General features: G+C 44.1%; 22 protein-coding genes. 13 read left to right on the top strand and 9 right to left on the bottom strand.

The annotated features are described in order from the left end of the window. Window positions 1-150 precede the first annotated feature (150 nt). Entirely contained in the window at window positions 151-1,008 is an 858-nt protein-coding gene (locus BCU75_RS10185) for a DUF2608 domain-containing protein (protein ID WP_102473759.1), read from the bottom strand. A gap of 407 nt (window positions 1,009-1,415) precedes the next feature. Beyond that, the gene (locus BCU75_RS10180) at window positions 1,416-1,892 is read right to left on the bottom strand and encodes a YHS domain-containing (seleno)protein (RefSeq protein WP_076674798.1); all 477 of its coding nucleotides are present in this window, start codon (window positions 1,890-1,892) and stop codon (window positions 1,416-1,418) included. Window positions 1,893-2,002: 110 nt separating this feature from the next. On the opposite strand from BCU75_RS10180, the gene BCU75_RS10175 reads away from it, so the two are divergent. Further along, window positions 2,003-2,827, top strand: coding sequence for an AraC family transcriptional regulator (locus BCU75_RS10175; protein WP_076674801.1), 825 nt, complete (start codon window positions 2,003-2,005; stop codon window positions 2,825-2,827). A gap of 230 nt (window positions 2,828-3,057) precedes the next feature. After that, window positions 3,058-3,936 carry a 6-pyruvoyl trahydropterin synthase family protein gene (locus tag BCU75_RS10170; RefSeq protein ID WP_102473758.1) on the top strand — a complete coding sequence of 293 codons (879 nt, stop codon included), beginning with the start codon at window positions 3,058-3,060 and terminating at the stop codon, window positions 3,934-3,936. 124 nt (window positions 3,937-4,060) lie between these two features. Here the strand turns inward: BCU75_RS10170 and BCU75_RS10165 are convergent, their stop codons facing one another. Continuing rightward, window positions 4,061-5,101 (bottom strand): acyltransferase, encoded by a 1,041-nt coding sequence (locus BCU75_RS10165; protein ID WP_102473757.1) that lies wholly within the window; start codon window positions 5,099-5,101, stop codon window positions 4,061-4,063. Window positions 5,102-5,224: 123 nt separating this feature from the next. Next, window positions 5,225-6,181, bottom strand: a complete 957-nt coding sequence (locus BCU75_RS10160; RefSeq protein WP_102473756.1) for an AEC family transporter — start codon at window positions 6,179-6,181, stop codon at window positions 5,225-5,227. 160 nt (window positions 6,182-6,341) lie between these two features. On the opposite strand from BCU75_RS10160, the gene BCU75_RS10155 reads away from it, so the two are divergent. Both BCU75_RS10155 and BCU75_RS10150 read left to right on the top strand, forming a co-directional pair. Next, window positions 6,342-6,935, top strand: coding sequence for a TetR/AcrR family transcriptional regulator (locus tag BCU75_RS10155; RefSeq protein WP_102473755.1), 594 nt, complete (start codon window positions 6,342-6,344; stop codon window positions 6,933-6,935). Window positions 6,936-7,135: 200 nt separating this feature from the next. After that, window positions 7,136-7,984, top strand: a complete 849-nt coding sequence (locus tag BCU75_RS10150) for an alpha/beta hydrolase (RefSeq protein WP_102473754.1) — start codon at window positions 7,136-7,138, stop codon at window positions 7,982-7,984. A 156-nt stretch (window positions 7,985-8,140) separates the two neighbouring features. Here the strand turns inward: BCU75_RS10150 and BCU75_RS10145 are convergent, their stop codons facing one another. After that, window positions 8,141-10,675: a glycosyl hydrolase family 18 protein gene (locus tag BCU75_RS10145; protein WP_102473753.1), complete on the bottom strand. Its 2,535-nt coding sequence runs from the start codon at window positions 10,673-10,675 to the stop codon at window positions 8,141-8,143. Window positions 10,676-11,087: 412 nt separating this feature from the next. Then, complete coding sequence (locus tag BCU75_RS10140; RefSeq protein ID WP_076674821.1) at window positions 11,088-11,552, bottom strand: DUF2850 domain-containing protein; 465 nt, start codon at window positions 11,550-11,552, stop codon at window positions 11,088-11,090. Window positions 11,553-11,858: 306 nt separating this feature from the next. On the opposite strand from BCU75_RS10140, the gene BCU75_RS10135 reads away from it, so the two are divergent. Further along, entirely contained in the window at window positions 11,859-12,140 is a 282-nt protein-coding gene (locus BCU75_RS10135; RefSeq protein ID WP_017057600.1) for a pyrimidine/purine nucleoside phosphorylase, read from the top strand. A gap of 248 nt (window positions 12,141-12,388) precedes the next feature. Here BCU75_RS10135 and BCU75_RS10130 read toward each other — a convergent pair whose 3' ends face one another. Next, window positions 12,389-13,255 carry a pirin family protein gene (locus BCU75_RS10130; RefSeq protein WP_102473752.1) on the bottom strand — a complete coding sequence of 289 codons (867 nt, stop codon included), beginning with the start codon at window positions 13,253-13,255 and terminating at the stop codon, window positions 12,389-12,391. Window positions 13,256-13,432: 177 nt separating this feature from the next. Between BCU75_RS10130 and BCU75_RS10125 the strand changes: the two genes are divergently transcribed. Continuing rightward, window positions 13,433-13,714, top strand: a complete 282-nt coding sequence (locus BCU75_RS10125) for a hypothetical protein (RefSeq protein ID WP_076674826.1) — start codon at window positions 13,433-13,435, stop codon at window positions 13,712-13,714. A 28-nt stretch (window positions 13,715-13,742) separates the two neighbouring features. Here the strand turns inward: BCU75_RS10125 and BCU75_RS10120 are convergent, their stop codons facing one another. Continuing rightward, entirely contained in the window at window positions 13,743-14,933 is a 1,191-nt protein-coding gene (locus BCU75_RS10120) for a GGDEF domain-containing protein (RefSeq protein WP_102473945.1), read from the bottom strand. A gap of 369 nt (window positions 14,934-15,302) precedes the next feature. Here BCU75_RS10120 and BCU75_RS10115 point away from each other — a divergent pair, with 369 nt between their 5' ends. The 7 genes from BCU75_RS10115 (at window position 15,303) to BCU75_RS10085 (ending at window position 25,742) form a co-directional block, all read left to right on the top strand. Further along, entirely contained in the window at window positions 15,303-15,641 is a 339-nt protein-coding gene (locus tag BCU75_RS10115) for a DUF1840 domain-containing protein (protein ID WP_102473751.1), read from the top strand. Window positions 15,642-16,058: 417 nt separating this feature from the next. After that, the gene (uhpT, locus tag BCU75_RS10110; RefSeq protein ID WP_076674831.1) at window positions 16,059-17,453 is read left to right on the top strand and encodes a hexose-6-phosphate:phosphate antiporter; all 1,395 of its coding nucleotides are present in this window, start codon (window positions 16,059-16,061) and stop codon (window positions 17,451-17,453) included. A 245-nt stretch (window positions 17,454-17,698) separates the two neighbouring features. Further along, window positions 17,699-18,307, top strand: coding sequence for a transcriptional regulator UhpA (gene uhpA, locus BCU75_RS10105; protein WP_076674834.1), 609 nt, complete (start codon window positions 17,699-17,701; stop codon window positions 18,305-18,307). Continuing rightward, a complete protein-coding gene (gene uhpB / locus BCU75_RS10100) occupies window positions 18,307-19,803 on the top strand; it encodes a signal transduction histidine-protein kinase/phosphatase UhpB (protein ID WP_102473750.1) in 1,497 nt (498 codons plus the stop codon). The genes uhpA and uhpB overlap by 1 nt, the downstream gene beginning before the upstream one ends. Window positions 19,804-19,811: 8 nt before the next feature. Next, a complete protein-coding gene (locus tag BCU75_RS10095; RefSeq protein ID WP_102473749.1) occupies window positions 19,812-21,152 on the top strand; it encodes an MFS transporter in 1,341 nt (446 codons plus the stop codon). Between the two features lie 266 nt (window positions 21,153-21,418). After that, a complete protein-coding gene (manA, locus tag BCU75_RS10090; protein WP_102473748.1) occupies window positions 21,419-22,624 on the top strand; it encodes a mannose-6-phosphate isomerase, class I in 1,206 nt (401 codons plus the stop codon). A gap of 202 nt (window positions 22,625-22,826) precedes the next feature. Continuing rightward, window positions 22,827-25,742: an alkaline phosphatase family protein gene (locus BCU75_RS10085; RefSeq protein WP_102473747.1), complete on the top strand. Its 2,916-nt coding sequence runs from the start codon at window positions 22,827-22,829 to the stop codon at window positions 25,740-25,742. A gap of 16 nt (window positions 25,743-25,758) precedes the next feature. On the opposite strand, the gene BCU75_RS10080 is transcribed toward BCU75_RS10085, so the two are convergent. Next, entirely contained in the window at window positions 25,759-26,286 is a 528-nt protein-coding gene (locus BCU75_RS10080) for a GNAT family N-acetyltransferase (RefSeq protein ID WP_102473746.1), read from the bottom strand. Window positions 26,287-26,776 lie beyond the last annotated feature (490 nt).

The raw sequence follows: 26,776 nt of genomic DNA, 5'->3' as shown, positions 1-26,776 counted from the left end.
ATAGAACAATAGTGGGTTTGATTCGCGCTGAAATCATTTGTGCAAGAGTGAAGAATGATTGAGGTAGGGAGGGATAGCTAGAGCTCTACGCTGGAGAAGAAAAAGGTCGTGAAGCTTAACGCTCCACGACCCTAAATGTAGCGGTCTAGATTATTGCCCCAAACACGCTTCCCCAAGTCGAGCTGGGGCAATTTTATCAAGAACTACATTTAATTCTTTCCAATCATTGGCCATTTTATCAGCCTGTTTTTGTGTCAGAACAGAGCCATATTGTTTAATACGATCATGTTCCACTTTTGTGTAGTGGAAAATGTTCATGTCGATGGAGGCGTCATCTTTGTATGCCTTCTCCATGTTCGTGATGTTCTTCTGACTATCGTCGATAAACACGACGCTGCTAAAGCTTTGGCCGGTTTTATCAAGGATGTAGTCCAGCATCGTTCCCTTGTTCATACCGGTCGTCATCATTATACCGTTAATGTAGCTCAGGGGACGTTTAGGGTTGTCGATATAAATGGGCAGCTCGTCTGAACCTTTTGCTTTCAATGCAGTACGTGTCATGTCAAATTGGTTGCGAACCATCTCGCGTTCGGTAGCGTAGCGGTAGTTTGGCGAACGAGAGGTTAGAGCCATGACGGTAAGCCCCTTATCTTGCCATTTACTTACAGTGTTCGGTACATCGTCTTCAATGATTTTCATTGGAATGAGTTCGTAAAGAAGGCCGATCGAGTCTTGGAAAAGGCAGTCTACTTTGTCTTCTGCTGATGGCTTTACGTCCAGCTTGCCTCGCTGCCACTGATACCAGATATCACCACCAATATTGCTTGTTGACGTGAGAAGTGTGTTATCGATATCAATAACGATCAGCGGTTTTTCGCCATTCGCTGTCAGTTGGCTGATTTTCTCTGCCACATCTTGGAATCTGTCCGTTTTCTTAACGGTGACGTCTGCAAATGCGTTTCCTGCAACAGCGAGTGCGCACAGCGCCGCTAACTTATGTAGTTTCATCATACTTTCCTTTGACTCAATATTGACTTCTTAAATGCACAGCGGAAACATCACCGCAGTCAGAAGTTGTGAAATGTTATAACATAACAAATATCAATATTTAGACTATCAATAAGTTACCCCTTAAAAACGCAGCCTAGATCACACAGATAGAGGCCGATAAGGAATATTGATAGGGAAAATAGAGGTTTTATGGCCGCAAACAATTAACCAATAGGATTGGTTAACAACCATTTATCAAAAAATGAAAGGTTTAAAAAAGCGAGTCACTCTCATGTGATGTGATGTGATGTGATGTGATGTGATGTGATGTGATGTGATTGGGGTTGTGGTTATAACTGCGCAAGCTGAAAAAACGGAAGAGCTAGGCTTTTCCGTTTTGATATAGGGAGGGGGAAGCTTTTAGTTTAAAGTTTGTACGCCTCAACAGTTTTGATGTTAGTCCAGTTGCTGTTGGCGTCTTGGATGAACTCTTGCGTATCTTCCAACCATCGTTTTTGTACTGATTTGTCTAAGTTCAGATACAGCTTTCCATCTTCGACTTTCCAAGCGTTAGGGTCGGTCTCAAATTTCTTACCCATAGCCACACCAAAGGCACAATAGCCACCGTATTGAGGCGCATAAGCTTCAGGGTTGGTGCGGAACTGATCTCGGTTGTCACTGTTTGCGAACTGATAAATAGCGTTCTTATAAGTAGCAGTGAATTCTGATGAACCTTGAACGGCACCAGCATCAGTAAAGTAAGCCACTGGGTCATAGCCTTTGATCGCGATGTCATTGCTATCAACGCTCATGTCGATGTCTGCTGCCATCAGTGAAAAGCTGGTTCCTAGTAACGCGGCCAATAGAGTGATTTTTTGACTGGTCGATTTCATATGTGACATTTCAAGTTCCTTGTCAGTGTTGGTTATCTTGTTTGAAATAATTTAGCCCACTCGTCCGGTCTATAGAGGGACAAAAAAACTTAAAAGTAAGCGAATCGTTCGGAGGATGCATGGATCTGCTTTCACAACTAATGGAACATTTCTCGATACGTACCGGTGTTTTCTATTCTGGCAATTTGTGCGGAGTGTCGTCATTTAAGCCGCAACAGGGTAAAGAAGGGCATCTTCATGTATTGAGCGCGGGTGAGTTGACCTTGTCTAGTGCGCACACGGAGTACAGGCAACTGACACAGCCCTGCATTGTTTACCTTCCAAATAGCACACCACATGTGATTGAAGGCGTGGGAGACGGTGCTGAGGTCGTGTGTGCGAATGTCGAATATCGTTCAGGGCAGATGAATCCTTTATTGTCTGCTCTCCCTGACGTGATAGTCATTCCGTTTGCGGATGCACCTAACTTAATGCCAGTGATAGAGGTGCTATTTCGAGAGTCGAGCCAAGATTCATCGGGGCAACAATATCTAATGGACAAGTTGAGTGACGCCTTGATGGCTTTGATTTTCCGACATCTCATTGAACAACAGCAGATCGATCAAGGCGTATTTTCTGCGCTTGCTCATCCGCGGCTTGCTCCGGTCGTTACTGCGATTCATCTAATGCCTGCTCGCCACTTTTCGATAGAGCAAATGGCTTCATTGGCAGCGATGTCTCGAACTCAGTTTATAGAAGCGTTCAAGCGTGAAGTGGGTGAAACCCCAGGTGACTATGTACAAAAGTGGCGGGTATCTGTGGCTCAGTCGTTGCTGCTACAAAATAAGCCGATCAATTGGGTGGCGGATGAAGTGGGGTACAACAGCTATTCTGGCTTCTCTCGAGCTTTTCAGCATGTTACGGGAATGTCGCCGCGTTTGTGGCTAAAGCAAAATGTGTCGTGAATCGCTGGGCAACCCTAACTGAAATGTGGCTATTAGCATGAGGCTAGTCTATGTTTTAGCGGAAATTGAGCGTAGTTTGTTCAATTCTCAACTGACGGTGTAAAAAGGTGGACTTTATAAGCTCGTTGTAACATTCTGCCCGTCCTATTTTATCAGACATCAATGAGACGAAGTGCCTGCTGAACATTATTCAGCCTCCCGTATCTCATTAAAGCACTAAGGAGTTCAACTTGAACCTATTTGTAAGAGACCTTACCGTTATCGATTCTTCATACATCTGTGAACACAGAGGGGTCGTAGGAGATAGTTGGATTTTAGATGTCACCATGTCTGGTGAACTGAATGAGATGAGCATGGTGTTGGACTTTAGCAAGGTCAAAAAACAGATCAAACACCTTGTTGATCAACACGTTGACCACCGCTTGCTGCTGCCGATGCAAAGCGCTGCAGTTGTTCTTCAAGCGAGCAAAGCGGGCTACTCTAAGGTTGATGTATTACGTGGTGACAAGAGCCTCCACCTACATTGCCCTGATGAAGCGTACTGTCTGATTGATGCAGAGGCGATCACCATCGAAAGTGTGACCGCACATGTTTATCATATTCTTCGCGATAACCTACCAAGTAACGTCACAGGGTTAGAGATCACCCTTCGTCATGAGAACATTAATGGCGTGTTTTACCACTATACCCATGGCTTGAAAAAGCATGATGGCAACTGCCAACGCATCGCACATGGCCACCGTTCTCCAGTCGAAATACTGGTTGATGGTCAGCGTGACGAACAACGCGAGCAGGCGTTTGCTCAGCGCTGGGAAGACATTTACTTAGGTTCTCAAGAAGACCAAGTTTCAGTTTCATCACTTAACCTGAGTGAACACGCGCAAAGCGTTAATGATGAAAGCCACTATGGTTTCCGCTACACGGCACCACAAGGTGAGTTTGAACTAGCGATTGCTAAGAGCGAAACGGAAATCTTACCAACCGATACCACGGTGGAATTGCTGGCAGGCTATATCGCGGATCAAGTGGCTCCAAGCTTGGCAGAAAACCAGTCATTACAAATCGTGGCTTATGAAGGGGTCGGTAAAGGCGCGATGGCGTTCTTATAACACCTCACGAGTGAGATAACCTCAGTTCCAATATTATGAAATAAAGGCAAGATATTAAGTTATCTTGCCTTTATTTTTTGTTGCGCTTTAAAACTGATTTAGCTGATGGTTTTAGGCACAAATACTAACGAAGTAGCACGCGTCGTAATGGTGTTTTTTCGATCCCAACAACCAACCCGAAGCTCAACAATACGGTGCCAAAAAATACCGTAACGTCTTTTGCCAATTCTGTAATGCCCAAGACTCCGCAAACATTGAACAGCACAATAATGATCAAAAGGTGGCAAACGTAGATACCCAGCATGCGATTCGAAATGGCGCGAACCCACGCATAATCACCGATGTTTGGATTAGCTAAAAGCCACATGAACACACCAATCCCCCACAAAGCTGTACCAAACAAGAAATCGTGAATATTAAAGGCGATATCAAATTGGGTTAACCATGCGGCTTCTGTGAAATGAATGATCATTCCCACCGCGAGTAAGCCTAATGCCTTGGCTGAGGACACTTTCCGTTGATGTTGGCGAATTAGAAAACCAGCGGTAACGAGCAGAGTGCTAAAGAACGGGCCGTTACGCGTGAAGAAGGGGGCTTCCAATCCGGTCAGCGTAGCGTAGCTTCCTGCCAAAACACCATAGCCATAGAGTGCAATAGCGATCGGTAATAGAAGCTTGGTGAGCTTCAACTCAACCAATAAAGCGATGATCAACACTGCGCAAACAAGGGCTGGAATGAACCACAAATGCACCAGACCTCCCTCTAAGAATGAGTTAAGAGGAGTGCTCATTAAGAAACCCCAATAGCCTTCGCGCTCACCTAGATAGCCAAACTCTCCTACCTTCGCGAGATTGAATGGCATCACTAAGCAAATGATGCTCCATGCCAACCAAACTTTAAGCAGTGGTTTAGAGTAGTTAAGGACGGTTTCCCATGGCGATGCAGCCAACTTAGGTTGAATAAGATAACCAGAAATCAGGAAGAACAGAGGCACGGCGAAGCGAGCAGTTTGGTTGAGCACATAACCGATCCAAGGCACTTCATCTATTTGCCAATAAGTGAGTGCCATTTGGCCGTGTAGACCAATGATCGCCAATATAGCAATCACTCGGCCTAACTCGATACTGGCGATGTGTTGTGAAGGCGTATGTTGAACGGAAGACATATCAGATCTCTTAGTAAAATTTTTACGAAATCTAGCAGCCTTTATGCCCAACTAGTTAGTCCTAAATCAAGGCTTATGACCGTTATTTCAGGGCTTGTGTCGGTTTTTTGAAGCCTGTCGCAGCTATATTAAACCCATTGCGGTGAGTGCAAAAATACCGAGTGTGCAAGTGATAAGAGAAACAACGGTCGTGAGTGCGATGATGTTAGCCGCTAGGGTTGAATTTCCTCCCATTGCACGAGCCATAACATAGCTCGCTGCTGCCGTTGGTGCAGCGCTCATCAAGAAGATAAGCCCGAGATCGAGTCCTTCAAACCCCAAGTACCCAGCAGCCAATGTAATCAGTAAAGGTGAGGCAATTAGCTTGTAGCTAGAGGCGAACCACGTCGACAACTTTTCTTGCTTGAGCGAGCTAATATCCAGCGACCCGCCAGTACAGAGAAGAGCCAAAGGCAACGTCATGTTGGCAAAGTATTGCCCAGCATCGGTTACCATTTTTGGAATCGGAATTGAAAGTGCATAGAAGACGACCGCTAAGAAAATAGCGATGATCAATGGGTTTTTGGTGATCGACTTGGCTATGACTTTTATGGCTTTCGTGCCGGTGTCTTCGCCTTTGGGTGTCAGTGCAATCACGGCTTGAATGTTATACAGCACGGTTAGGGATGCGACATAGATAGCAGCCAATGCCACGCCTTGATTGCCATAGATATTCGCCACATAGGCGAGGCCAATGATCGCGGTATTAGCGCGGAATCCACCCTGGATAATCACACCTTGATCTTTCGAGCCTCTAAATACCAACTTGGTCGAGAAAATAGCAAACAAGAAAAAGACAAAATTAGCGATGACGCCAAACGCCACTAACGTGCTACTGGCTGAAAAGTTATGATTCGATTGAACAATACTCAGAAATAGCATCGCAGGTAAGGTGACTTGAAATACGACCTTAGATGCGACATCAATGAAATTATCATTGATCAAGCCGATTCGTTTGAGCATCACACCAAGAAACAACATTAAACAGATAGGGCCTGTTACTGACGCCGAAAACGCAAACTGTTCCCAAAGTGTGTTCATTTTTCTTCCTTTGTTAGTCGATTTCAATTTCCTTTGAATACTGTCGCATTTTTCCACAATTCTTTGATAATACAAAATGAATACCAAGGGTTAAGTAAAAAACTTGAAAAAAAGTACGAACGTGCTAAAAATAAAGCATCAGTTTTATTATTGGTGAATAATGAGCAAAGGAAAGATAACCAAAGAGTATATTTTGAGCCATGCATTTGCACTTGCGAGTGAGAATGGTCTTGAGAGTTTGACGATTGGCGAATTAGCCAAGCAGTGTGGTATGTCTAAGAGTGGATTGTTTGCGCACTTCAACTCTAAAGAGAACCTGCAACTCTCTGTACTCGAATATTCCAACGCCATATTCACTGAAAGAGTCATCATTCCGGCGAGAGAGTTGGGCGACGGTGATATTGAAGCCAAGCTGAAGCAACTGCTCGATAACTGGCTGGGCTGGAACCACTCGTTCCAAGGCAGCTGCATGTTTATTGACGCTTGGAAAGATGCAGGCAGCGAAACCTCTGTGATTCAGAAGGCACTGCAGAAAACCATTTCAGTGTGGATTGACTACTTGACGATTCAGGTAGCAAAAGCGGTTGAGAACAAACAATTCAGAGCCGATTTAGACCCGAAACAGGCAACCTTCGAGTTGTACGGTCTCTACTTAAGTGCGAACTTGTTTTACTCCTTGCGAGGGCAGCAAGCGAGCCACACTCACTTCTGGAGTGGTGTCGAGCGCTTGGTTGCCAGTTGGAAAGTCACTTAATTCGTTTTTAAGCGGAGCATTTCTTAGTTAACTTAACTTAGGTCTGAGTGACCAATAATTTTAAGAGAAATGGCGGAAAGCTACGATTAACTTTTATAAGTAGCAACAGCGCCATTTTTTACATTAACAAATAGCACGGTCGTTCGATTTTTAGGGCCGAGCTCGATCCGCCAATAATGATGGCGATACAAGGAACGGTCATGAGTGACAAAATCTATTTCAATACATCGAATAAATTTAGCTTCAAGCGCAGCTTAATTGGCGCTACAACCAATTTGCATTACATTTTAGCGCCAAGTCATGCGAAGAAAACAGCACGTAAGCTGCTGCTCACTCCGATGCGTACCGAGCAAAAAAATGCCGATCCACAAGGTTTAATTAAAAGTGAAATCAAAGGCCGAGATGGTGTTTTGAAAACTTACTCTTTGGGTACTGGTCCCGTTTGGCTTCTGACTCATGGTTGGTCTGGTACGGCGAGTCAGTTCTTCCCTTTGATGGAACACATCGCAGCTAAAGGCTTTACTGCAATGGCTTACGACCATCCTGCTCATGGTGGCAGTGATGGCGTACATGGTCATATTCCTGCGTTTGTGAACGGTTTAGAGGCAATCCTAGATTCGGTTGGTGAAGTGGCAGGCTTGGTCGGTCACAGCATGGGTACCGCTTCTGCGTTGGAGTGTAAGCACGTTAAATTGGAAAACAAGCCGTTATTGCTCATTGCACCTGTGTTGGATTATCTAGAAAACCTATTTGGCAGTGTGGCTCGTTCGGGTTACTCAATGAAGCTGTTTGAGGCGGTAGTCGGCGAAGTGGAAGAGCAGTTTAACTACCCAATTCAGTCTGTCGATCCTTATGGAAAACTGGCGCTTCGTGAGTCTCAAACGATCATTGTTCATGATGAGCAAGACAAGTTTACTAAGTTTGATGTGTCTCAGCGTGCCGCTAATGAAATGGGTCGCGTTACCTTGATTGCGACTCAAGGCCAAGGTCACGGGCGAGTGATGAAGTGCCCACAAGTGTTTGAGAGTTTTGATAACTTAATTGGCTAAGCCCAACTAACGTACTTGAAAAAACCTTCAGTAAAAAGATCGTAAGCTCAAAACTCAGAAACATAAATAAAAGGCCAACCAGACATTGTCTGATTGGCCTTTGTTTTAGGGATTTAGTTGATGCTTAGTCAGTATTTAACTAAGCACTATTTTTAGTTAGCAGCTTGCAGGACCGATCTCTTTCCACACGCCCCATTGGCCTGTCGTTGTTGGATCTTCACCAGTTGTCCACCATTTCGCTTCCCAAACCTTACCACCTTGAGTCACTTGGTCGCCGCCAGTGTAGACCGCACTTGAATCCCAAGCGTTAGTACACGTACCGCCGCCTGTGGTTTTCTTTAGGACTTTAACCGACATAGCCGCTACCGATGTATCTGTACCATCACTCACTGTCACAGAGAAGTTCAGTACCGTGTCTTGCGTGTATTCCGCAGCCACAAAGCTTACTGAAGAACCTTGAACCGTTGCATCAATACCAGCAGGTACATCCCACGTGAAGGTCAATGTGTCTTGGTCAGCATCGCTCGAAGACGAAGCATCAACCACCACTACATCACCCGTATTCACTTCAGCCGGAGCCGTAACCACAGCAACTGGTGCTGTATTGACTGGGCCTGTGTCTTTAGGAGTTACCGTTACAACAACGGTGTCAGTTGCAGTAGCACCTTCGTTGTCAGTTACCGTTAGGCTGAACGTGAGTACTTCTTGTTGAGCGACTTCAACCACATCGAAGCTTGCAACTGCAGCATTCGCGTTGGCCAGAGTTACGGCTGTTCCGCTTACTTGTGACCAAGCGTAGCTTGCAATCGTGCCGTCGCTGTCTTTTGAAGCGCTACCGTCTAGAGAAACAGAAGCTGGGCCTTCAACTGATTGGTCGGCACCCGCAGCTGCGGTTGGTTTACGGTTTACAGGGTCAGTAGTTCCACCTGCTAGACCTTCATGCATCGCATTTAGGATATCGCCGTTATCCGCATCAATTTCCCAAGAGAATAGACCCGCAAGGCCAAGACTACGAACGTACGCGCCTTTTGCTTTCACTGAGCGGTCATCATCAAATGTGATCAACTTGCCTGAAGTACGGTTCCAAACGTAAGGCGCTTCTGCCATTTCGTCGTAGCCATATTCAAAGCCGTTGATGCCTTGGTTATTCGCACCAAGCATGTTTGCTTTAATGCCTTTGTAGTCAATAACGCCGTCTTCCCAAACACCTTGTGCTGTGCTGCCTTTAAGCTTGCCGTTACCCACACCCGTCATAGGATCGGTAGGATCCGTGAGTGATGAAGGTAATACGCCTTCCCAACCACGACCGTACATTGCTGTACCAACAACGAGTTTGTTCGCTGGAACACCTTGTTCAAGCAGCAATTGGATGCCGTTGTCAGTGGTGTAAGCGGGGCCAGTGTACTGTTCGCCATTTTCATCAAGGCCTGTGCCATCACATTGACCAGGGCGCATGAAGTTACCGCAGTTGAGTGCTGTTTGGTGACCTAACACGTTGTTCCAACCGCCGTAGAAGTCATAAGTCATTGCGAAGATGTAATCCATGTATTGGATAGCATCGCCGTAGTTCACGTCTTCAATCTTGTCATGACCAACGCCAATCGCAGAAGTTAGCTCGTAAGTGCGACCGTTTTCCGCTTCTAGTTGATCAAGCATAGCGCGCAGTTCTGCCATCAATGCAATGTAAGCAGGGCCGTCATTCACAGGGTCACCAAGATCGGGAGCAGCACCGCCTCCACCAGGGAATTCCCAGTCAATATCGACACCGTCGTAGAATTTCCATGTGCTAAGGAATTTCTTAACCGATGCAACGAACGTGTCGCGGTTCGCTTTTGTAGTGAAATCGAAGAACGGGTCAGACAGTGTCCAACCACCAATTGATGGGATGATTTTTAGATCTGGATTGCGCTGTTTCAGCGCCATCATCATTGCGTAGTTACCCTTGATAGGTGAGCTGTATTCGTGACCTGCTTGAGGGAAACTCTTCTGGAAAGCCGCCCAAGGGTCATGAATGACCACTTCGTAATCGTTAACACCCTGACATGCCGTCATTAGTGCGTTGTAGCTGTTACCGCCTACTGATTTCACTGATTCATTAGGACCACAAATTGGGATGAAGCCATAAAGGATATGGGTCAAGTTGTCAGCGGGTAGGTTATCAACCGTGTAATCACGACCGTAAATGCCCCACTCAACAAAGTAAGTACCTACTACCGTGTTTGGGTCAGTGTTGTATGACTTGTTGTTCGGGTCAACATTCATCGCAAGTGGTGCTAAGTGTGAGCCATCGGTATCGGCGATTGTGATCTGAGCGGGTGCACTCTTGCTACAGCCTGTTTCATCACATGCTTCGATTTCCATCTGAAACAAGCCGCCTTGGCCGTATTCGAATGAAGCCGTGGTTTGGCTGCCAGTGATTGGGCCTGTAGCAATTTTAACGCCATCAAAGTAGATGTTATACGTGTTTCCTGACGTTCCACTCCATTGGTTGAATTTAACATCGACCTTTGCTTTGTCGTGGTATTTAACCATCTGGTTGTAGCCAGACGTTGTTTCCATCGCGAGTTCAATTTTCGAAAACTGCAGGTTGTTGGAACCGTACATGTCGATGCTAGGTGCTGTTGGAGCAGCTAATGCTGTGCCAGATAGCGCTAGAGCAATGCTCGCCGCACAGGTATTTATACGAATCATACTTTTTCTCTCATTCCTTGAAGGTTACGAGAACCAAATGGCCCCATAAACGGCTCCAGTCAGTTTTGAAGGAGCTTCCCAGTCAGTATTCGAGAGAGTTTTAATTTTATAACTGAAAATAAATCCGTTTTCGATGGACAACTAAAAAATAGTATTTCGTTACAATTCTGTTGCTTAATGAGTGAGAGGCTGAGTCCATGTTTTATAAAATAAAACATCATTCAGAAGTAAAATCTCATAAGTGAAAATCCACGACATGAAGTTATGAAAAGGTGCGACAAACGATAAGAAAATATCGTGAATTGAAGCAGTATCACAAAGCTAAGTGTATTGGATGAGTGGGGCAGATCGATAAGGAAATATAAAGGGTAGAGCTGCAGAGAATGCTTTTATTGAGAAGACAGAGGAGAGGTCATTTTTTGAATTGCTCAGCTAAGGAAGCGCGTCTTTGTTGCATCACACTGTGGGTATCACCCGTCGCGGTATCTTCGAAGCCTTCTTTGATGAATTGCTGAGATGGCACACTTGGCGCCAGTCGCTTTAAGCGAGGTGAATCATAAGTGCCACTTATGGTGTAAATCGTTGCCCCGGAACCTGTATTGATTGTGACAATCTTGCCATCAAAATCAAACGAGGTAGCAATGAGGCGATGATTCATCATCACACCATTATCTGAAAGTGTCAGGGTATCAGTATTGTAAGGTGGCGCTGCAATCTCTATCCATGTGCCGTAGACATTGCTTGGGCTGACAGATTGTTGGTGGGCTTGGTAAGCAAAATAGCCTGCGGCGAGGGCAATCATAAAGCCAGCTAATAGAAAGCTGTAGAGTAACGAGTTGGCAAATATATCTCTGCTTTTAGTCGGCTTTTTTGCCATTATCTCTTCATTTTTCCACTGATATTGTTTTAGATTCTATTAACTAAGACCTTAGTTTGCAAAAATTGTTATAAGAGTTAGAAGCAGGATCGAATGTTCCAATAAATTTGGTTGCGTTGGCGGTTTTAGCCTTACTCTTCAGTATTTACGCTATCAATGAAAATGAATTCCAGAAATGCCTAAGCTATGCGTATTTATTTCTTGTAGGACAGTCTCGAATTGGTTAAAACAATTATTACTTAGATTCACGCAAAGGCTTATTCGTTGAGCCCAATAATTGCAATTTTGAGATAACAAGGAAGTACAATGATTAAAGAAAACACATACTTTGAAGGTGGCGTTAAGTCGTTAGCGTTTAACCAATCTGGTGCGGACGTGAGTGTTGGTGTGATGGCCGCTGGTGAATATACGTTTGGTACTGCGGCTCCAGAAAAGATGACCGTTGTTAAAGGTGCTTTGATTGTAAAGCGTGTTGGTGATGACGATTGGACGACATATCAATCTGGTGAGTCTTTTGACGTTGCGGGTGACTCTTCATTCGACCTGCAAGTAAAAGAAGCGACAGCTTACCTGTGTGAGTACTTATAACCAGGTCTAAATTCGTTCAATTAGGGTATCGTTTGTCTCTGATTTAATAGAAAAAAACCACGCTCTAAGAGCGTGGTTAAATAAGTGATAGTAACCGGCAGTGGATAGTGTCACTTGTTTTTACAGTCATCAAATGGACGACCAAAATTCGTTGTTTGTTGCAAAATCTCTTCAATCTTCAATCTTCAATCTTTAAAGCCCAAAGCCCAAAGCCCAAAGCCCAAAACTCAAAGCCAGACATCTGTAAATCAGTAAGTCTCAAAAACGCCGTTGTTGTAGTCCTGAATCGTCTGTTCAATTTCTTCCATCGAGTTCATGACAAACGGACCATAGTGCACAACGGGCTCATTAATCGGTTGACCAGAAAAAATCAGCACACCTGAATCCTCTAGGCTATTTAAAGACAATAATTCAGCTTTTGTTAGTAGGGCGAGTTGGCCTTGGTTGATGACTTTGTCGTCGACTTTGATACTGCCTCGGTACACATAAGCCATGGCATTATGATCAAGCTGAGTCCTTAACGTCACTTTTTGTCCTGAATTCGCTCGCCAATCCGCGACGCTTAATGGCACACCTGTTGTTTGTAATGGACCTTGCGCTTGTAAAGTGTCTACATCACCTTGGCTATACAGTTCAAATCCACCTGCAATCACTCGTAATAAACCGCTTTGTTCGTTTTGATGTTCAGCAATGCTTTCACTTTGGAAGTCATGATACTGCGCTGGCTGCATTTTGTGTGTTGCTGGTTGGTTGATCCAAATCTGAAAACCATGCAGTGCGCCTTCTTCCATCATTGGCATTTCGCTGTGAATCACCCCACGACCTGCGGCCATCCACTGTGCACCACCGCTGCGCAGCTCCCCAACATTTCCCATGTGGTCTTTGTGTTGGAAGTGACCTTGGAGCATGTAAGTGAGCGTTTCTATCCCGCGGTGAGGATGGGGAGGAAAGCCACCAACGTAGTCTTTGCTCTCATCCGATTTAAGTTCATCAATCATCAAAAATGGAGAGAAACGCGTATTATTGAAACCAGCGAGTCTTTGGATTTTGACACCATCACCATCAGAGGTGGCATGCGCTGCAATCACATGATCTACCGTTCTTACTCTCGTCATTTTTAAATCCTCGTAAACTTGAATAGCTGTAGTTTATGTAATTTGATTTAAAAAGAAGATGGCATAGCGTTGAGTGACTTATTCGAAAATTTTGAACAGGTAACAATAATTTTGAGCAGGTAACAATATGAAATTATGTCTATACTCAATATAGATTAGACCGCCAAGGAGGCCGCTATGGCAGTACAGCAAAAACATGGCGAAAGGCATGGTCGGATGGACTTTGATAACGACTTTACAACGGAACAAGGACAGCGTTTTACCGAGGTTGCGAACAGCGCGGTTAAACGTCGCGTGAAAAAACGTGAGGTTGAAGCTCCGTTTATTCAGTCGGCTAAGCAAGCTGCTTTTAAAACGGTAGTGAGACCTAGAGGCAATAACCCAAACCGTACACGACAAGTTGTATGGATTATTGTGATCGGATTAGTGAGCCTTTGGCTTATGTACATGGCAGGTTAGTGCGCTTAGCTGTAAGCGATATTAACGGTTAACGTTGGCGAGTTTTTAAAATCGTAACATTGTTTCCTTCGACCTTTGCTTCAAGACAATCTTCAAGCTCAGATGAATTCGATTCTGAGAAGTTTAGGTTCGTCGGTAGTTCTTCTATCAAGGTCGATACTGGATTGTCGTGATAATAAGCGTAACGGTTTTTTCCTGAATGCTTAGCAACATACATCGCTTTATCAGCACATCTCGTCAGTTCATGTAAATCTTGAGCATCTTGCGGATACAAAGACACCCCAACGCTGAGCGTCAATTCCTTGATTCTCTCGTTTGTCTGGCAACCACTTTCGAATAACCCACAAATCCTATCTAAAATACCGTCTAGATCTTTACGAGTTGGTACATCGTAGAGCATCAAAACAAACTCGTCGCCAGCAAAGCGCGCAATCGAATAATCGTATTCATGGCTTTTTCTGTCTCTGGTTCGAATGTTGTTGCTCAAGCGATTCGCAAAGTGCTGTAAGACACTGTCTCCTACGTCGTGCCCGTAGCTGTCGTTAATGCCTTTAAAGTCATCAATATCTAAGAAGACCAATGCCGTAAGTGATCGCTCACTATCCACTGTCGCAAGCTTTTCCGACGCCCAGCGCTCAAAGCTCCAACGGTTTGCCAACCCGGTAAGTTGGTCTCTGTAGGCCAGATCTTCAATGCCTTCTTTATAAAGACGTTGGATATAACTGACGGCTTGTGTGTAGTAATAAGCGGATGTGTGACACACCAAACTCATAGTAAACAGGCTAAGAATAAATCTGTGTGTACTGTTAAATGGCAAAGAAAAGTTGTTTGGCATCGCTGTAATTAAGGTGCTGATAAACAGGCAAAATGAGGTACTGAAGATAATGCCAATTCTGAAATCGTTAATGAAAATGACGGCTGCCAGAATCGGATAGAGCCAAAGTATCCGGTCGGGAATAGCGTGACTGTATAGGAATAGGATGACTCCTTGCACCAGAAGAACGCCACTCAGAATCAATTCTGAATACTCAGGGTTAATGACTTTTCTTACGTAAAATGCATTGGAGATGGCGATAAGTGCAAAACACAATTCGAAAGCCGATAGTGTGTAATGTTGGCCTTGGAAGTAAGCCCAAGTGTAGAAAATGAATAACGTAGCGGCAGTCAGTGAAAAGGAGTGAACAATTTTTTGCTTGCGGGTGGATCGTATGTCCGCCATTTCTTCTAGGTGTCTGCCGACGAGCCTTTTCATGTGATTTGTGCCAAAGATTTTGATAATGGTATTAATAATAGATTAAATAATAAGCTACGCGGAGACTTAGATAGCTATTTAGTGTGACTGTAATCAATCTTTCACATGAAAGAATAATCAAATCATTATAAATCGTGATGTACGTCACCGACGGCGCAGGTCGTCTCTAGAGTGTGGTATTCAAAGATCAGGTTGGTAGAGGCGATTTGATTATTATGTACTTGCTTTCCAATGATTTACTCAACATAGTTTATAGACAGATAAATGTTTGCAGATAACTAAATGTTTGAAGATAGCGAAATGTTTATAGATACCTAAATTTGATAGAGGCTCATTATGTTAATTACCTTTAGTTGCAAGGCTCATGCTAGCGTCACGATGTTTGGTGAGGTGGGTCTTCAGTTCATTAAGATGCTTGGACATAGTGGTACGATCCCAGGAGCAATTGATGCTTCAGCGGTCCCTCAAGCGCTAAACAACTTACGAGCTGCGGTCGCCGCTGAGCAGATCAAACCTATAGAGCAAGAAAATGCTAATGACGAGAGTGAAGAAGAGGTTGTTGAAGCGCCTGTTAATATCGGTAGCCGAGCTTTTCCGCTAGTCGAATTATTAAAAGCAGCGATCAACGATGAATGCGAAGTGATGTGGGAAGACGGCAGCGGTAAACGACTTTAATACGATTTTCGCGAAACGTAACAAGCCTATTGAATCTATTTTAATCAGAATCAATGTTGAGTCAGTATCGGTCATGTCATGGAGTTTGATGGCGATGAATCGACACTGGCGCTTTTTTAGGCGAAGTGTTTCATTTCTGTCTGTCTGTCTGTCTATTTGCTTGCTTACAAAATTCATCAACCTTGAAATGAGTTACTTTTGTTATCGTAATATCAATACATAACAGACCGTAAACAAAGTGATGCTGTTCACGCTTTCTTGACTCCCAATTCTGAACTAGGAATTTTTCCTAGTTATTCTAAGACCCTCTCTCATGCGGTCGATTTTTAGACTCCTTATTATTTCACGGTCAACTAACAAAGAATGCATGGTCGCAATTATGCCGTGTAGACCTCATAAATAATAAGAGAGTTCACAATGTTAAAGTTCCTAGATCAGGTTCGAAAACCGACACTGGATCTTCCGGTCGAAACTAGAAGAAAAATGTGGTTTAAACCCTTCCTACAATCTTACTTAGTCGTGTTCATTGGTTATCTAACCATGTATTTGATCCGTAAGAACTTCAATGTCGCGCAAAACGACATGATTTCTACTTATGGTTTATCAATGACGGATCTAGGTCTTATCGGCCTCGGTTTCTCAATCACTTATGGTATCGGTAAAACCGTCGTTTCTTATTACGCCGATGGTAAAAACACCAAGCAGTTTCTACCGTTTATGCTAATCCTATCTGGCCTTGCCATGTTGGGCTTCAGCTTCAGTATGGGCGGCGGCAGTGCTAGCTTATTCATGATGATTGCCTTCTACGCATTGAGTGGTTTCTTCCAAAGTACCGGTGGCCCCTCAAGTTACTCGACCATCACTAAATGGACGCCTCGTAATAAGCGCGGTTCATACTTAGGCCTTTGGAACATGTCACACAACGTGGGTGGTGCCGGTGCTGCTGGTGTTGCTTTGTTTGGTGCGAATTACTTATTTGATGGCAACGTTGTTGGTATGTTTGTTTTCCCATCTATCATCGCGATTGTGGTCGGCTTTATTGGCATGCGTTTTGGTAATGATTCTCCAGAAGCATACGGTCTCGGTACGGTTGAAGAGTTGTTTGATGAAGAAATCAGTGAAGAAGATACTATCGCTGAAGAAAATCAAATGACCAAGAAAGAGATCTTTGTTGAATATATCCTTAAAAACAAAGTGATCTGGTTGCTCTGCTTCGCGAATATCTTTTTGTACATTGTTCGTATCGGTATCGATCAATGGTCTACCGTTTATGCGTATCAAGAGCTAGGTCTATCAAAAGAAACAGCGATTTCAGGTTTTACTCTGTTTGAAGTGGGTGCTCTGGTCGGTACGTTGATGTGGGGTTATTTATCAGATCTTGCGAACGGACGCCGCGCTCTAGTTGCTTGTGTATCGCTTGGCTTGATTATCGTTTCTCTAGAGTTCTATCAGCATGCAACCAGTGAGTTCATGTACCTAGCATCACTGTTCGTGCTTGGTTTCCTAGTGTTTGGCCCTCAGTTGCTCATTGGTGTTGCAGCTGTTGGTTTTGTGCCTAAGAAAGCAATCAGTGTTGCGGATGGTGTTAAAGGTACATTTGCTTACTTAATTGGTGACAGTTTCGCAAAACTTGGCCTAGGTATGATTGCAGATGGAACACCTATTTTCGGCTTAACGGGTTGGAAAGGAACGTTCGCAGCACTTGATACTTCAGCTGCCATTTGTATTGTACTGCTGCTATTCGTTGCGATTGCGGAAGAGAAGAAGATTCGCCAAGCTAAGAAAATACACTTAGCAGCTCAAAACGCTTAGCTAGTCTCGTGTGCTTGCTTTCGCGTGTTTTCTTTCGCGTACTAGCTTTCACGTACTTGTTCTGGCGTACTTGTTCTCGCAAATAGAGTTTCGGATAGATCGTCTCACGTACTTTATCGGATTAAAGCACGTGAGATCATACTAATCGTTAGTTCGATTCAGTATTATCTCTATCAATAAACTTAATTTTATATAGCTCCTATCGGGGCTATTTTTCTTTCTTACTCTTAATTTTGGTTGATATCATGATTAATGTTGCGCTTGTTGATGACCACGTCATTGTTCGTTCGGGCTTTGCTCAATTACTCAGTCTTGAAACTGATATTACGGTCGTGGGTGAATTCAACTCTGCGGCAGAAGCTCGCCTCGGATTACCAAGTTGTCATCCTGATGTCGTTATCTTGGATATTTCAATGCAAGACGAAAGTGGCCTGAGCTTATTGGAAGAGATTCCATCAGGTATTGCCAGCATCATGCTGAGCGTGCATGACTCTCCTGCGATGGTTGAAAAGTCATTAGAGTTAGGAGCCAAAGGCTATCTCAGCAAGCGCTGCAGCCCAGATGAGTTAATCCAAGCCGTACATACAAGTGCAAATGGCGGTTGTTATCTCACGCCTGATATCGCTATAAAGCTCGCGACACCAATAAAGAGTAAAGCTTCGTTAAATCAGTTAACCCGTCGAGAAAGTGAAGTGTGCCAGTTATTGGCGACAGGGCTCGATGTGAAATCTATCGCCGTTGAACTAGGGGTTAGTCATAAAACGGTGCATGTACACCGTGCTAATGCCATGGACAAACTCAATGTTAAGAACAACGTTGAGTTAGCTAAATTGTTCACTCAAGACCAGTACTAATGCGTTCCTATCTAGCCACCTCCTTATGCGGGGTTTTTATGGCTGGCTGTGCATGGTTCTGTTTATGGGTTATTGCCTTTTATTTCATTAATGACCCTGAGTTAGCCATTCTGCTTTTCCCATTCTCACTCAGGTTAGGAATGACGCTGCACACTCGCACTCACTATTGGCCTGCTATCTATATTGCAGAGTGGGGGCTCGCGATCGCTCTAGCTCTACTACTTGATGAACCCCAATGGCTGACGATACTCATCGCCAGTGGACTAAGTATTCCCGCTACTCTAATTGCCAAACGTTATTATTCTGGTGACCAGAATCGTCATTTGTTAGTGATGGCGAGCTTAATCATGGTGACAGCACTCATTAATGTTGCCGTGGTCAGTTCTCATGTTCCGGCTATTTACATGGTGTGGTTGGTGAGTATCACTGGTGGTTTGATGTTGGTGCCGATGTGTTATCTGGTCTGGAACTACTTATTTCAAAACAAGTGGGCGCCGTTGAGCTCTTACTTAATCCATAATGTTGTAGAGTTCAAAATCCGCCACATCGCTTTATACAGTGTGTTGCTGGTGGCCAGTATTTTGATACAAACCAGTTTGCCTGATGAACTAAGACGCTTCGCCCCATTCTGTATGGCGATCCCTATTATTTTGCTGGCCGTTCGTTACGGATGGCAGGGCGCTTTACTGGCGACTCTATTAAACAGCGTCGCGCTGATTGCAGCTCACAGCGGAACATCCAAACTCGAAATTACCGACTTGCTCTTGTCTCTATCTGCTCAAACCATCACAGGTATATTGCTTGGTCTTGCGGTTCAAAAACAGAAAGATCTTAACTCGAAATTACGAAGTGAGCTTTCCAGAAATCAAAATCTTTCACGTCAGTTGGTAACGGCTGAAGAGTCGGTTCGTCGTGATATTGCCCGTGAGCTGCATGATGAAATAGGCCAGAACATCACCGCTATTCGCACGCAGGCAAGTATTATTAAACGTGTCGATGCCGCTGAAATGAGTGTTCGTTGTGCAGGTACGATTGAGTCATTGTCTTTGAATGTTTATGACACCACCAAACGTCTACTTACAAAACTAAGACCTAAGATGTTGGACGATCTTGATCTAAAAGATTCCGTGGAACAGCTTATTCGAGAGATGGAGTTTTCGGATCACGGTGTTGATATCCAGTTAAATTGGCAAGGTGATTACTCGTGTTTGAGTGACACGCTTAAGGTCACCCTCTTCAGGTTGTGCCAAGAATCTCTAAACAATGCCTCGAAATACGCCAACGCGAGTGAAATTAGAATTGAACTGATTCTCGATGAACATGTTGATCTTCAAATCTCAGATAATGGCGTTGGCTTTACAGCGCAAGATCTTCTCAAAGGAATGGGTGTTCGTGGTATGCAGGAGCGTGTTCAGGCGCTCGGTGGCAAAATGACAATCAACGCTAATGGCTCATCTTCGGGTACCAAAATCAGCGTTATATTACCTAAAGTGTGAGAACGAATATGTTTGGATTTCTGCGCTCAACAACGTCAAATCGTCATGGTCTAACGGATGATGAGGTCAATCAGAGTTATCGCTACTGGCGCCTCCACATCATGATAGGAATGTATGTCGGCTACGCAGGTTTTTACTTCACTCGTAAAACCTTTAACTATGCCGCGCCAGCTATGATCACCGATCTTGGCTTGGACAAAGGTGATATCGGCTTAATTGGCACGCTCTTTTATCTTTCTTACGGTTTATCTAAGTTTATCTCAGGCACGATATCGGATCGTTCAAACCCGCGCTACTTCATGGGGCTTGGCCTAATCGCGACAGGCTTAATCAATATCGCGTTTGGCTTTTCTAGTTCGTTGGCCGCTTTTATCTCGCTTTGGGTACTGAATGCATGGTTCCAAGGTTGGGGGTGGCCATCATGCTCTAAACTACTCACGACTTGGTATTCTCGCTCCGAAAGAGGCTTTCGCTGGGCTATATGGAATACAGCACACAACGTTGGTGGGGCATTGATTCCTATTCTCGTGGGCTATCTAACTCTCCAGTACAGTTGGCGAGCAGGGTTTATCTGGCCGGGTGTGATTGGTGTTTTTATTGGTCTTATTGTGTGTTGGCGCTTACGTGATAAGCCCACGACCATGGGGCTTCCGACGGTAGGGAAGTGGCGCAATGACCATCTAGAGTTGGCGCAAGAGAACCATGGACAAGGGTTAAGTTATCGAGAGATTTTGAAAACTTACGTGTTCAGCAACAAGTATATTTGGCTGCTCGCCTTTAGTTATGTGTTGGTTTACATCGTAAGAACAGCGGTTAATGATTGGGGTAATTTGTATCTAACTGAAGAGCACGATTACAGTTTGATCAATGCGAACGCTGCTTTGTCTCTGTTTGAGATTGGAGGTTTCGTCGGTTCACTTGTTGCTGGGTGGGGATCGGATAGACTGTTTGGTGGTAACCGCGGCCCGATGAACATCTTGTTCGCGATTGGTATTTTCCTCTCGGTATCCGCTTTATGGCTTATGCCTTTGACCAACTTTGTGTTTCAAGCGGCTGGGCTGTTTTGCGTTGGCTTTTTTGTTTTTGGCCCTCAAATGCTTATTGGCATGGCGGCGGCAGAATGCTCGCATAAAGACTCTGCCGGGGCCGCGACAGGCTTTGTTGGTTTGTTTGCTTACATGGGCGCTGCACTGTCTGGTTACCCATTAGCGCTTGTTCTGGAAACCTACGGTTGGAGCGGATTTTTCATTACCATCTCAACTTGTGCGGCCGTTATTGGACTGCTTCTTCTGCCTTTCCTACAGGCTCAATCACCTCAGAAAAGTACAGAGGCTCGCTCTGGTTTTTAAGGTGTTTATTCGTAAATAAAATAGCTGTAAATGGTCCTCTGGTTGTTGTGCAGCTATCTTATCTTCAACGTTTTTATACGTAGCATTCAAATGTGACTCTTTTCACGCTTTTCATCGATATCATCCGTTTCTAAGAATTTTTCCTATTGCGTCTAAGACCTCATCTCATGTGGGTTCTAGCTGCTCTCTGTAGTCTTTCTAATTATTTACGTTATTAGAAATCAGCTCTCTGAATAGTGTTCAAAGGGCTCACTACGGAAAACGCCATGTCATTCAGCCACTTCTCAGAACACTCATTTTTCCCAATGGAAAACACCATCCAAAATTATGCATGGGGGAGCATTTCTTCGATACGTGAACTGTTTGGCTTTAAGAATGAGTCACAAGAGCCGCAAGCGGAAGTTTGGATGGGCGCGCATCCGAAAGGTTGTTCAATGGTCAAGTTGGACCAACATTTGGTGCCTCTCTCTGAGTTGATTAACAAGAATAAACCGGCCTATCTATCTACTGATATTGCGCAGGAGTTCGGTGAACTGCCGTTCTTGTTTAAGATTTTAGCGGCAGAAAAGGCGCTATCTGTTCAGGTTCACCCAAACAAGCACCAAGCTGAAATTGGCTTTGCGAGAGAAGAGCAAGCAAGTATTCCTTTGACCGCAGGGCACCGTAATTACAAAGACTCGAACCACAAACCTGAATTGGTTTACGCGATCACTGAATATCAAGCGATGAATGGCTTTCGAGAATTCGAAGAAATATTAGGTCTGTTCAAAAAGTTGGATTCGAGCGAACTGGCTGGTTTGGTTGAAGAGTTTGGCAACCACCTTGATTCTCTAGGCTTAGAAGCGTTTTTTCGTGATCTGTTAACGCTGAATGACCAGCGTAAACATCATGCATTAGAGCAACTTCTGACTTACGCTGCCGCTCACCAAGATCAAGCTGAGTTTGCTTTGGTTACTGAGCTTAGCCATCAGTACCCGAACGATATCGGTCTATTTTGCGTTCTGCTGCTTAACTTGATCACATTGAAGCCGGGTGAAGCGATGTATTTGAATGCGAACACTCCGCATGCTTACATTAAGGGTACTGGGCTCGAGATCATGGCAAATTCAGACAACGTGTTACGCGCTGGTTTAACGCCAAAACACATTGATGTCGCTGAGTTAGTTGCGTGTACAGAGTTTACGCCAATCCCGTTCGAACGCTTATTATTGGCACCTTCAAAATTAGGCCAATGTGATAGCTATCATATTCCGGTCAGTGATTTTGATTTCAATATATTTCATTGCCCTCATCAAGAAGAAGTCATCACAAGCGGTGCTGAAATTCTAATGGCAATAGATGATGATTTAACGCTAATGAGTCAGAAAGGCGAGCATTTAACTCTTACTAAAGGGCAATCGGTGTTTATCCCTGCCTATATTGGCCATTACGAATTGAGCAGTAACGGCCGAGTGGCCAGAGCGTTTAATTGAGGAAATAGCTGTCGTCTAACATTAGAAAGCTTTCGGACTTTGGGTATGCGGTAAAGTCGTAGAGATATTAGTAAGAATGAACATTTCATAACAATAAGAGCTCTTCGAATCAGAAAACAAACGTTTTCATAGGTTGACTAATAAATGCAAACTGAAACAATAAGTCGCATTTATAGAAGTGTGTTGATCTAAAGGAAATTTGATGAGCTCTTATTCTCACGTTCGCAGTTACGCCAGTTTATTCAGTGCCTTATCGTTGGCGCTTGCGTCAGCTCCGAGTGCCGCTGATATATCAACAACGCCCGTCATTGGTGGTGTGTTTAGCTCCAGTGAAGTGCTGAAAAATCAGGTGCTTTCAAGCCTAAGTTACTCAGCATCACTCACTCGTGATGCGGCTCTTTTCACAATTGGTGGTGTTGCACTAGATGCGTATATTCTCGCTCTCCCTTTAGATGTAAAAACCAAAGCTCGGGTTATTGCTCAGTTATCCAATCCGACGTACTCAATTCCTTTGGGTTATTTTCTCTATAGTTATTACGATCGCTATTCAGGCTTGGGCAGTGAAGATGTGTTCAAATCTTACTTGTCGACGGTTTATGATAAGCAGGCGCTAAAGGGCTTTGAACATAGCCTCTATCATGTTGGAGATAAGCCTACCTCAGAGCATCACGAGCCAAATACCTCGACTGAAGCAACGGGACATCATGAAGGGATTCGTATCGATGAACAGTTCATTGCCAACATGGTGGTTATCTACGATGCGTTATTCGAAATTGGTGTTTGGCAGGATATGGACACGCTCCCTGCGAATTACACATACTTAACCAATAGTCATGAAGATCTAGCGATCATCGCTCAGATTCAACCGATCATCGTTGATTTGATCGGTAAAGCGGCATTGGGAATAGATGACGGCGACATGAAGTCTGCAATGTTGGCGATTGCAGAAGATGGTAAACCAGAAAACGCTGATAAGCAGAATAACAAAGCACAAGCTCTTACCATCACGCTTATTGATTTTGTGCGCTTAAACTTGCTGAAAGCCTACCGACAGTTTGTGTTTAAAGAAGAACGTGCAGAAGCGCTCGATGATTGGATGCAGCAAGCGTTCAGTGACCAACCTGATGCGCTCATTCAGTTCTTAGAATCCCAACAGAACAAACGTTTTGCGGTCCAAGTGACTGTCGATGGTTTACAGCAAGGATTGATCGAAGGCTTGGTCGATGAAGATTCACCTTTCATTTCGGTTGCTTATCAGAACCATAAAAACCGAGCGCAATATAAACCTCAGTTAGAAAAGGTCATTGAGCCTGATCATCAACAGCAGGTGAGGTTCATGGAGGTTCTGTCTGAACAAACCTACCGTGATCCGAATTACCTTCCGTTCTTTAAAAAACTCTATCAAGAGAATCGAAATAACATAAGCCGAGTGGGTATCTCTTCTACTCCGACAATCAGTGTTCGAAATCTACCTATCATTAAAACGGGCGCGAAAGTGTCTGGTAACGGTGGTACAGGTATCCCTAACTTCCACTTTGTCGACCGAGAGATCGACCGCGCTTATTACTTCTTCGGCAATGATGCCTTACAGCTGGATGTGTTGATGGCAAACAACAAGGTTCAGACCATGTTTGATCGCCTTGATTACCTTAAAACGCTGAACTGCAACGCCCAATACGATTGGAATGCTCATACCACTTACGATGGGCTGGTGAACCTAGGCTTGGGTGAGTCACTGCGTGATTATGGTGAGAAACGTTGCGTTAAAGAGCTTCAAGAACGTTCAGAAGTCGAAGTGGTTTTGCAAGAAAAGCGTCAAGCCTTGATTGAAGATATTGAAGCGTATCAGTCTATATCTGGCTTTGATTTTTTCACTAAATTTTCAAAGAGAGCTCAGGTTAAACAGTCGATCACTCAGTTTGCCGAGTTAGATGGCAAAGGGATGCCAGACTACACCTTGGTTTATAACCCATGGCCGGATCACTTCGCACACTTTACCGGTCCTTTTAGTGACGAGATTTTGATGCCGACTGGAGAGCTTAACCGACTGGACTATTGGATTCGCCAGATTGAAGCGACCTACCGCAGTGCAGGCGTTTACGATAAAACGCTATGGGGTATGGCAGGGGATCATGGTTTAACACCGGTGTTCTACGCGCTCAATCCCGAAAAGCAGGTATTTGAAGGCTTACAAGCAGAGCTAGAGTATCCAATTGTGGTTAAGAAGATATCTTCAGACGAGGGTGAAGGGCCTAAAATCACCAATGCGCTAAGCTACCCAAGCTCGAAGGGATTGGATGTGGTGGTCGCCTCTACTGCGGGTGGTAACTTCATGATGGACTTTTTTAATTCGGCTCAAGGGTGGCAGGTTCAGCCGGTTTATCAAGAACTCACGCAGTGGTCTCCGATTGCAGCGCCAGCTGGTCAGAACATAGACATCATTAATCAGATAGCGCAACGCTTGCCTGAAAGTCTTGATTATATGGTCGTAAGAGAAAGCACATGTGATCAACAACGTTGCGCTGTTCGTGTGATTGGCAACCGTGATTTAAAACGGGTCGATGAATTGATCACACGTGAAGGTGACAAGCTTTTCTATGAGTCAGTGGAAGGCAACCGAGCGCCGATTTTGTTGAATACTCAAGAGCTTAACCATTATCTAACATCACCGAGTGAAGCCGATTTTGCACAGTATTCTCAATTGGTCGAAAAGTGTATTAACCGAGCGGTTAAGGTGGATGTGACAACGTGGTGTAGCAGTGCTGAGTGGACTTCATTAACGCAACCAACACCTCGACCAGATTCAGTGAATCAACTGGCTAATATCTACCTTGAAGATAGGGCTGGCACGGTTAACTTGTTCCCTAGAGCGGGAATTGGCTACAACACCAAGGTACCGGGGCGTCATGCTGGTGAGGATTACTTAGAGAAAGATGCCTTCATCGGATTCTGGGGAGCGCCAATTGGCGATAAGTCTCAGCAATTGAAAATCGAAGCTAACGGATCCTTAGCGCCAACGCTGTTTGAGTATTTGACCGGAGAAGCTGTGGTCGAAGGCGAGAACGGTTGGGGCTTTCCGTCGTTAATCGATAAGTTGGATATCTCTGCAGGCCGCTAGTCATTAAGCTCTCTATCTACTCACCGTTTACTTGGTTAGTTAGGTAGAGAGTTAATCCCACAAAATCATCATCTCCTTCATCAACAACTCGGTAGCCAAGTGACTGATAAAAACTAATGGCGCGAGTGTTACTTCTAAAACTCGACAGGGTGACTTGCTCACGTCGCTCTTCCGTTGCTCTCTTATGTATGAGGCACATGACTTGTTTACCTAGAGAATGACCTTGGTATTGAGGGGAAATGATCAGCAGATGAATATGGTATGCGTTGTCATAAGGCTTAAAACACACAAGTCCAATCCTCTCTTTTCCTCGGTATACCCAATGAAACCAAGAGGGATGGTAATCGTTTAAAAGTCGTTGACGTTGGAAGTCGTCATCCCAACCGAAAACGCTATCGACGTGTATGAAAAGACCTTGTTTAACACTAGCAAACAGTTCTTCGAATTCGAGATTTGAAACGAGTTGGAATTGTATGTTCTCTTCTTTTATTGCCACCGTGTTCGCTTCCTTATCAAACGCCTTAGAATAAATAAACAGTAACATAATGTCTTAGGTGTTTTTTGTGCTTACTTGGATCATTTATCTAAAATATTTGTATGGATACTGTGTACTATTTACTGAATCTATCTAGTTAGCGCTCAGATGTTGACGTAGCCCTTTTCCTATAACGCTTCCAATAAATTCAACCAATTAATGGGTATGTTATTAGTTTTCTTGGTTTTTTTCTAAATGGAGAACTAACGTAAGATTATTGGATTGATCTTTATCAGCGTGAGAGTTTTATTGATCCAAATCAATACTCAAAGTTGGTGGTTCTCGTTAAATACGGGAAAATGAAGAGGTTATGTAGTACACCAAATTGTGTTCTTTCTAAGGTGAATGCACAACATATAGTGTTTTTTGATATTTAAATAGGAGGTAAAAATGACAATGTTTGAGATGTAAAAAAGCCTACACAAGGTAGGCTTTTTTATCTGTATCACGCACGTTGTAATAAGCAAAGTTTAGAGTCTTCTCCTACAAAGTCTTAAAA

Origin of the sequence: Vibrio splendidus (assembly GCF_002873455.1) — a bacterium.
In the GTDB taxonomy this organism is placed as follows: Bacteria; Pseudomonadota; Gammaproteobacteria; order Enterobacterales; family Vibrionaceae; genus Vibrio; species Vibrio splendidus_J.
This window is presented reverse-complemented; position numbering and strand designations above follow the sequence as displayed.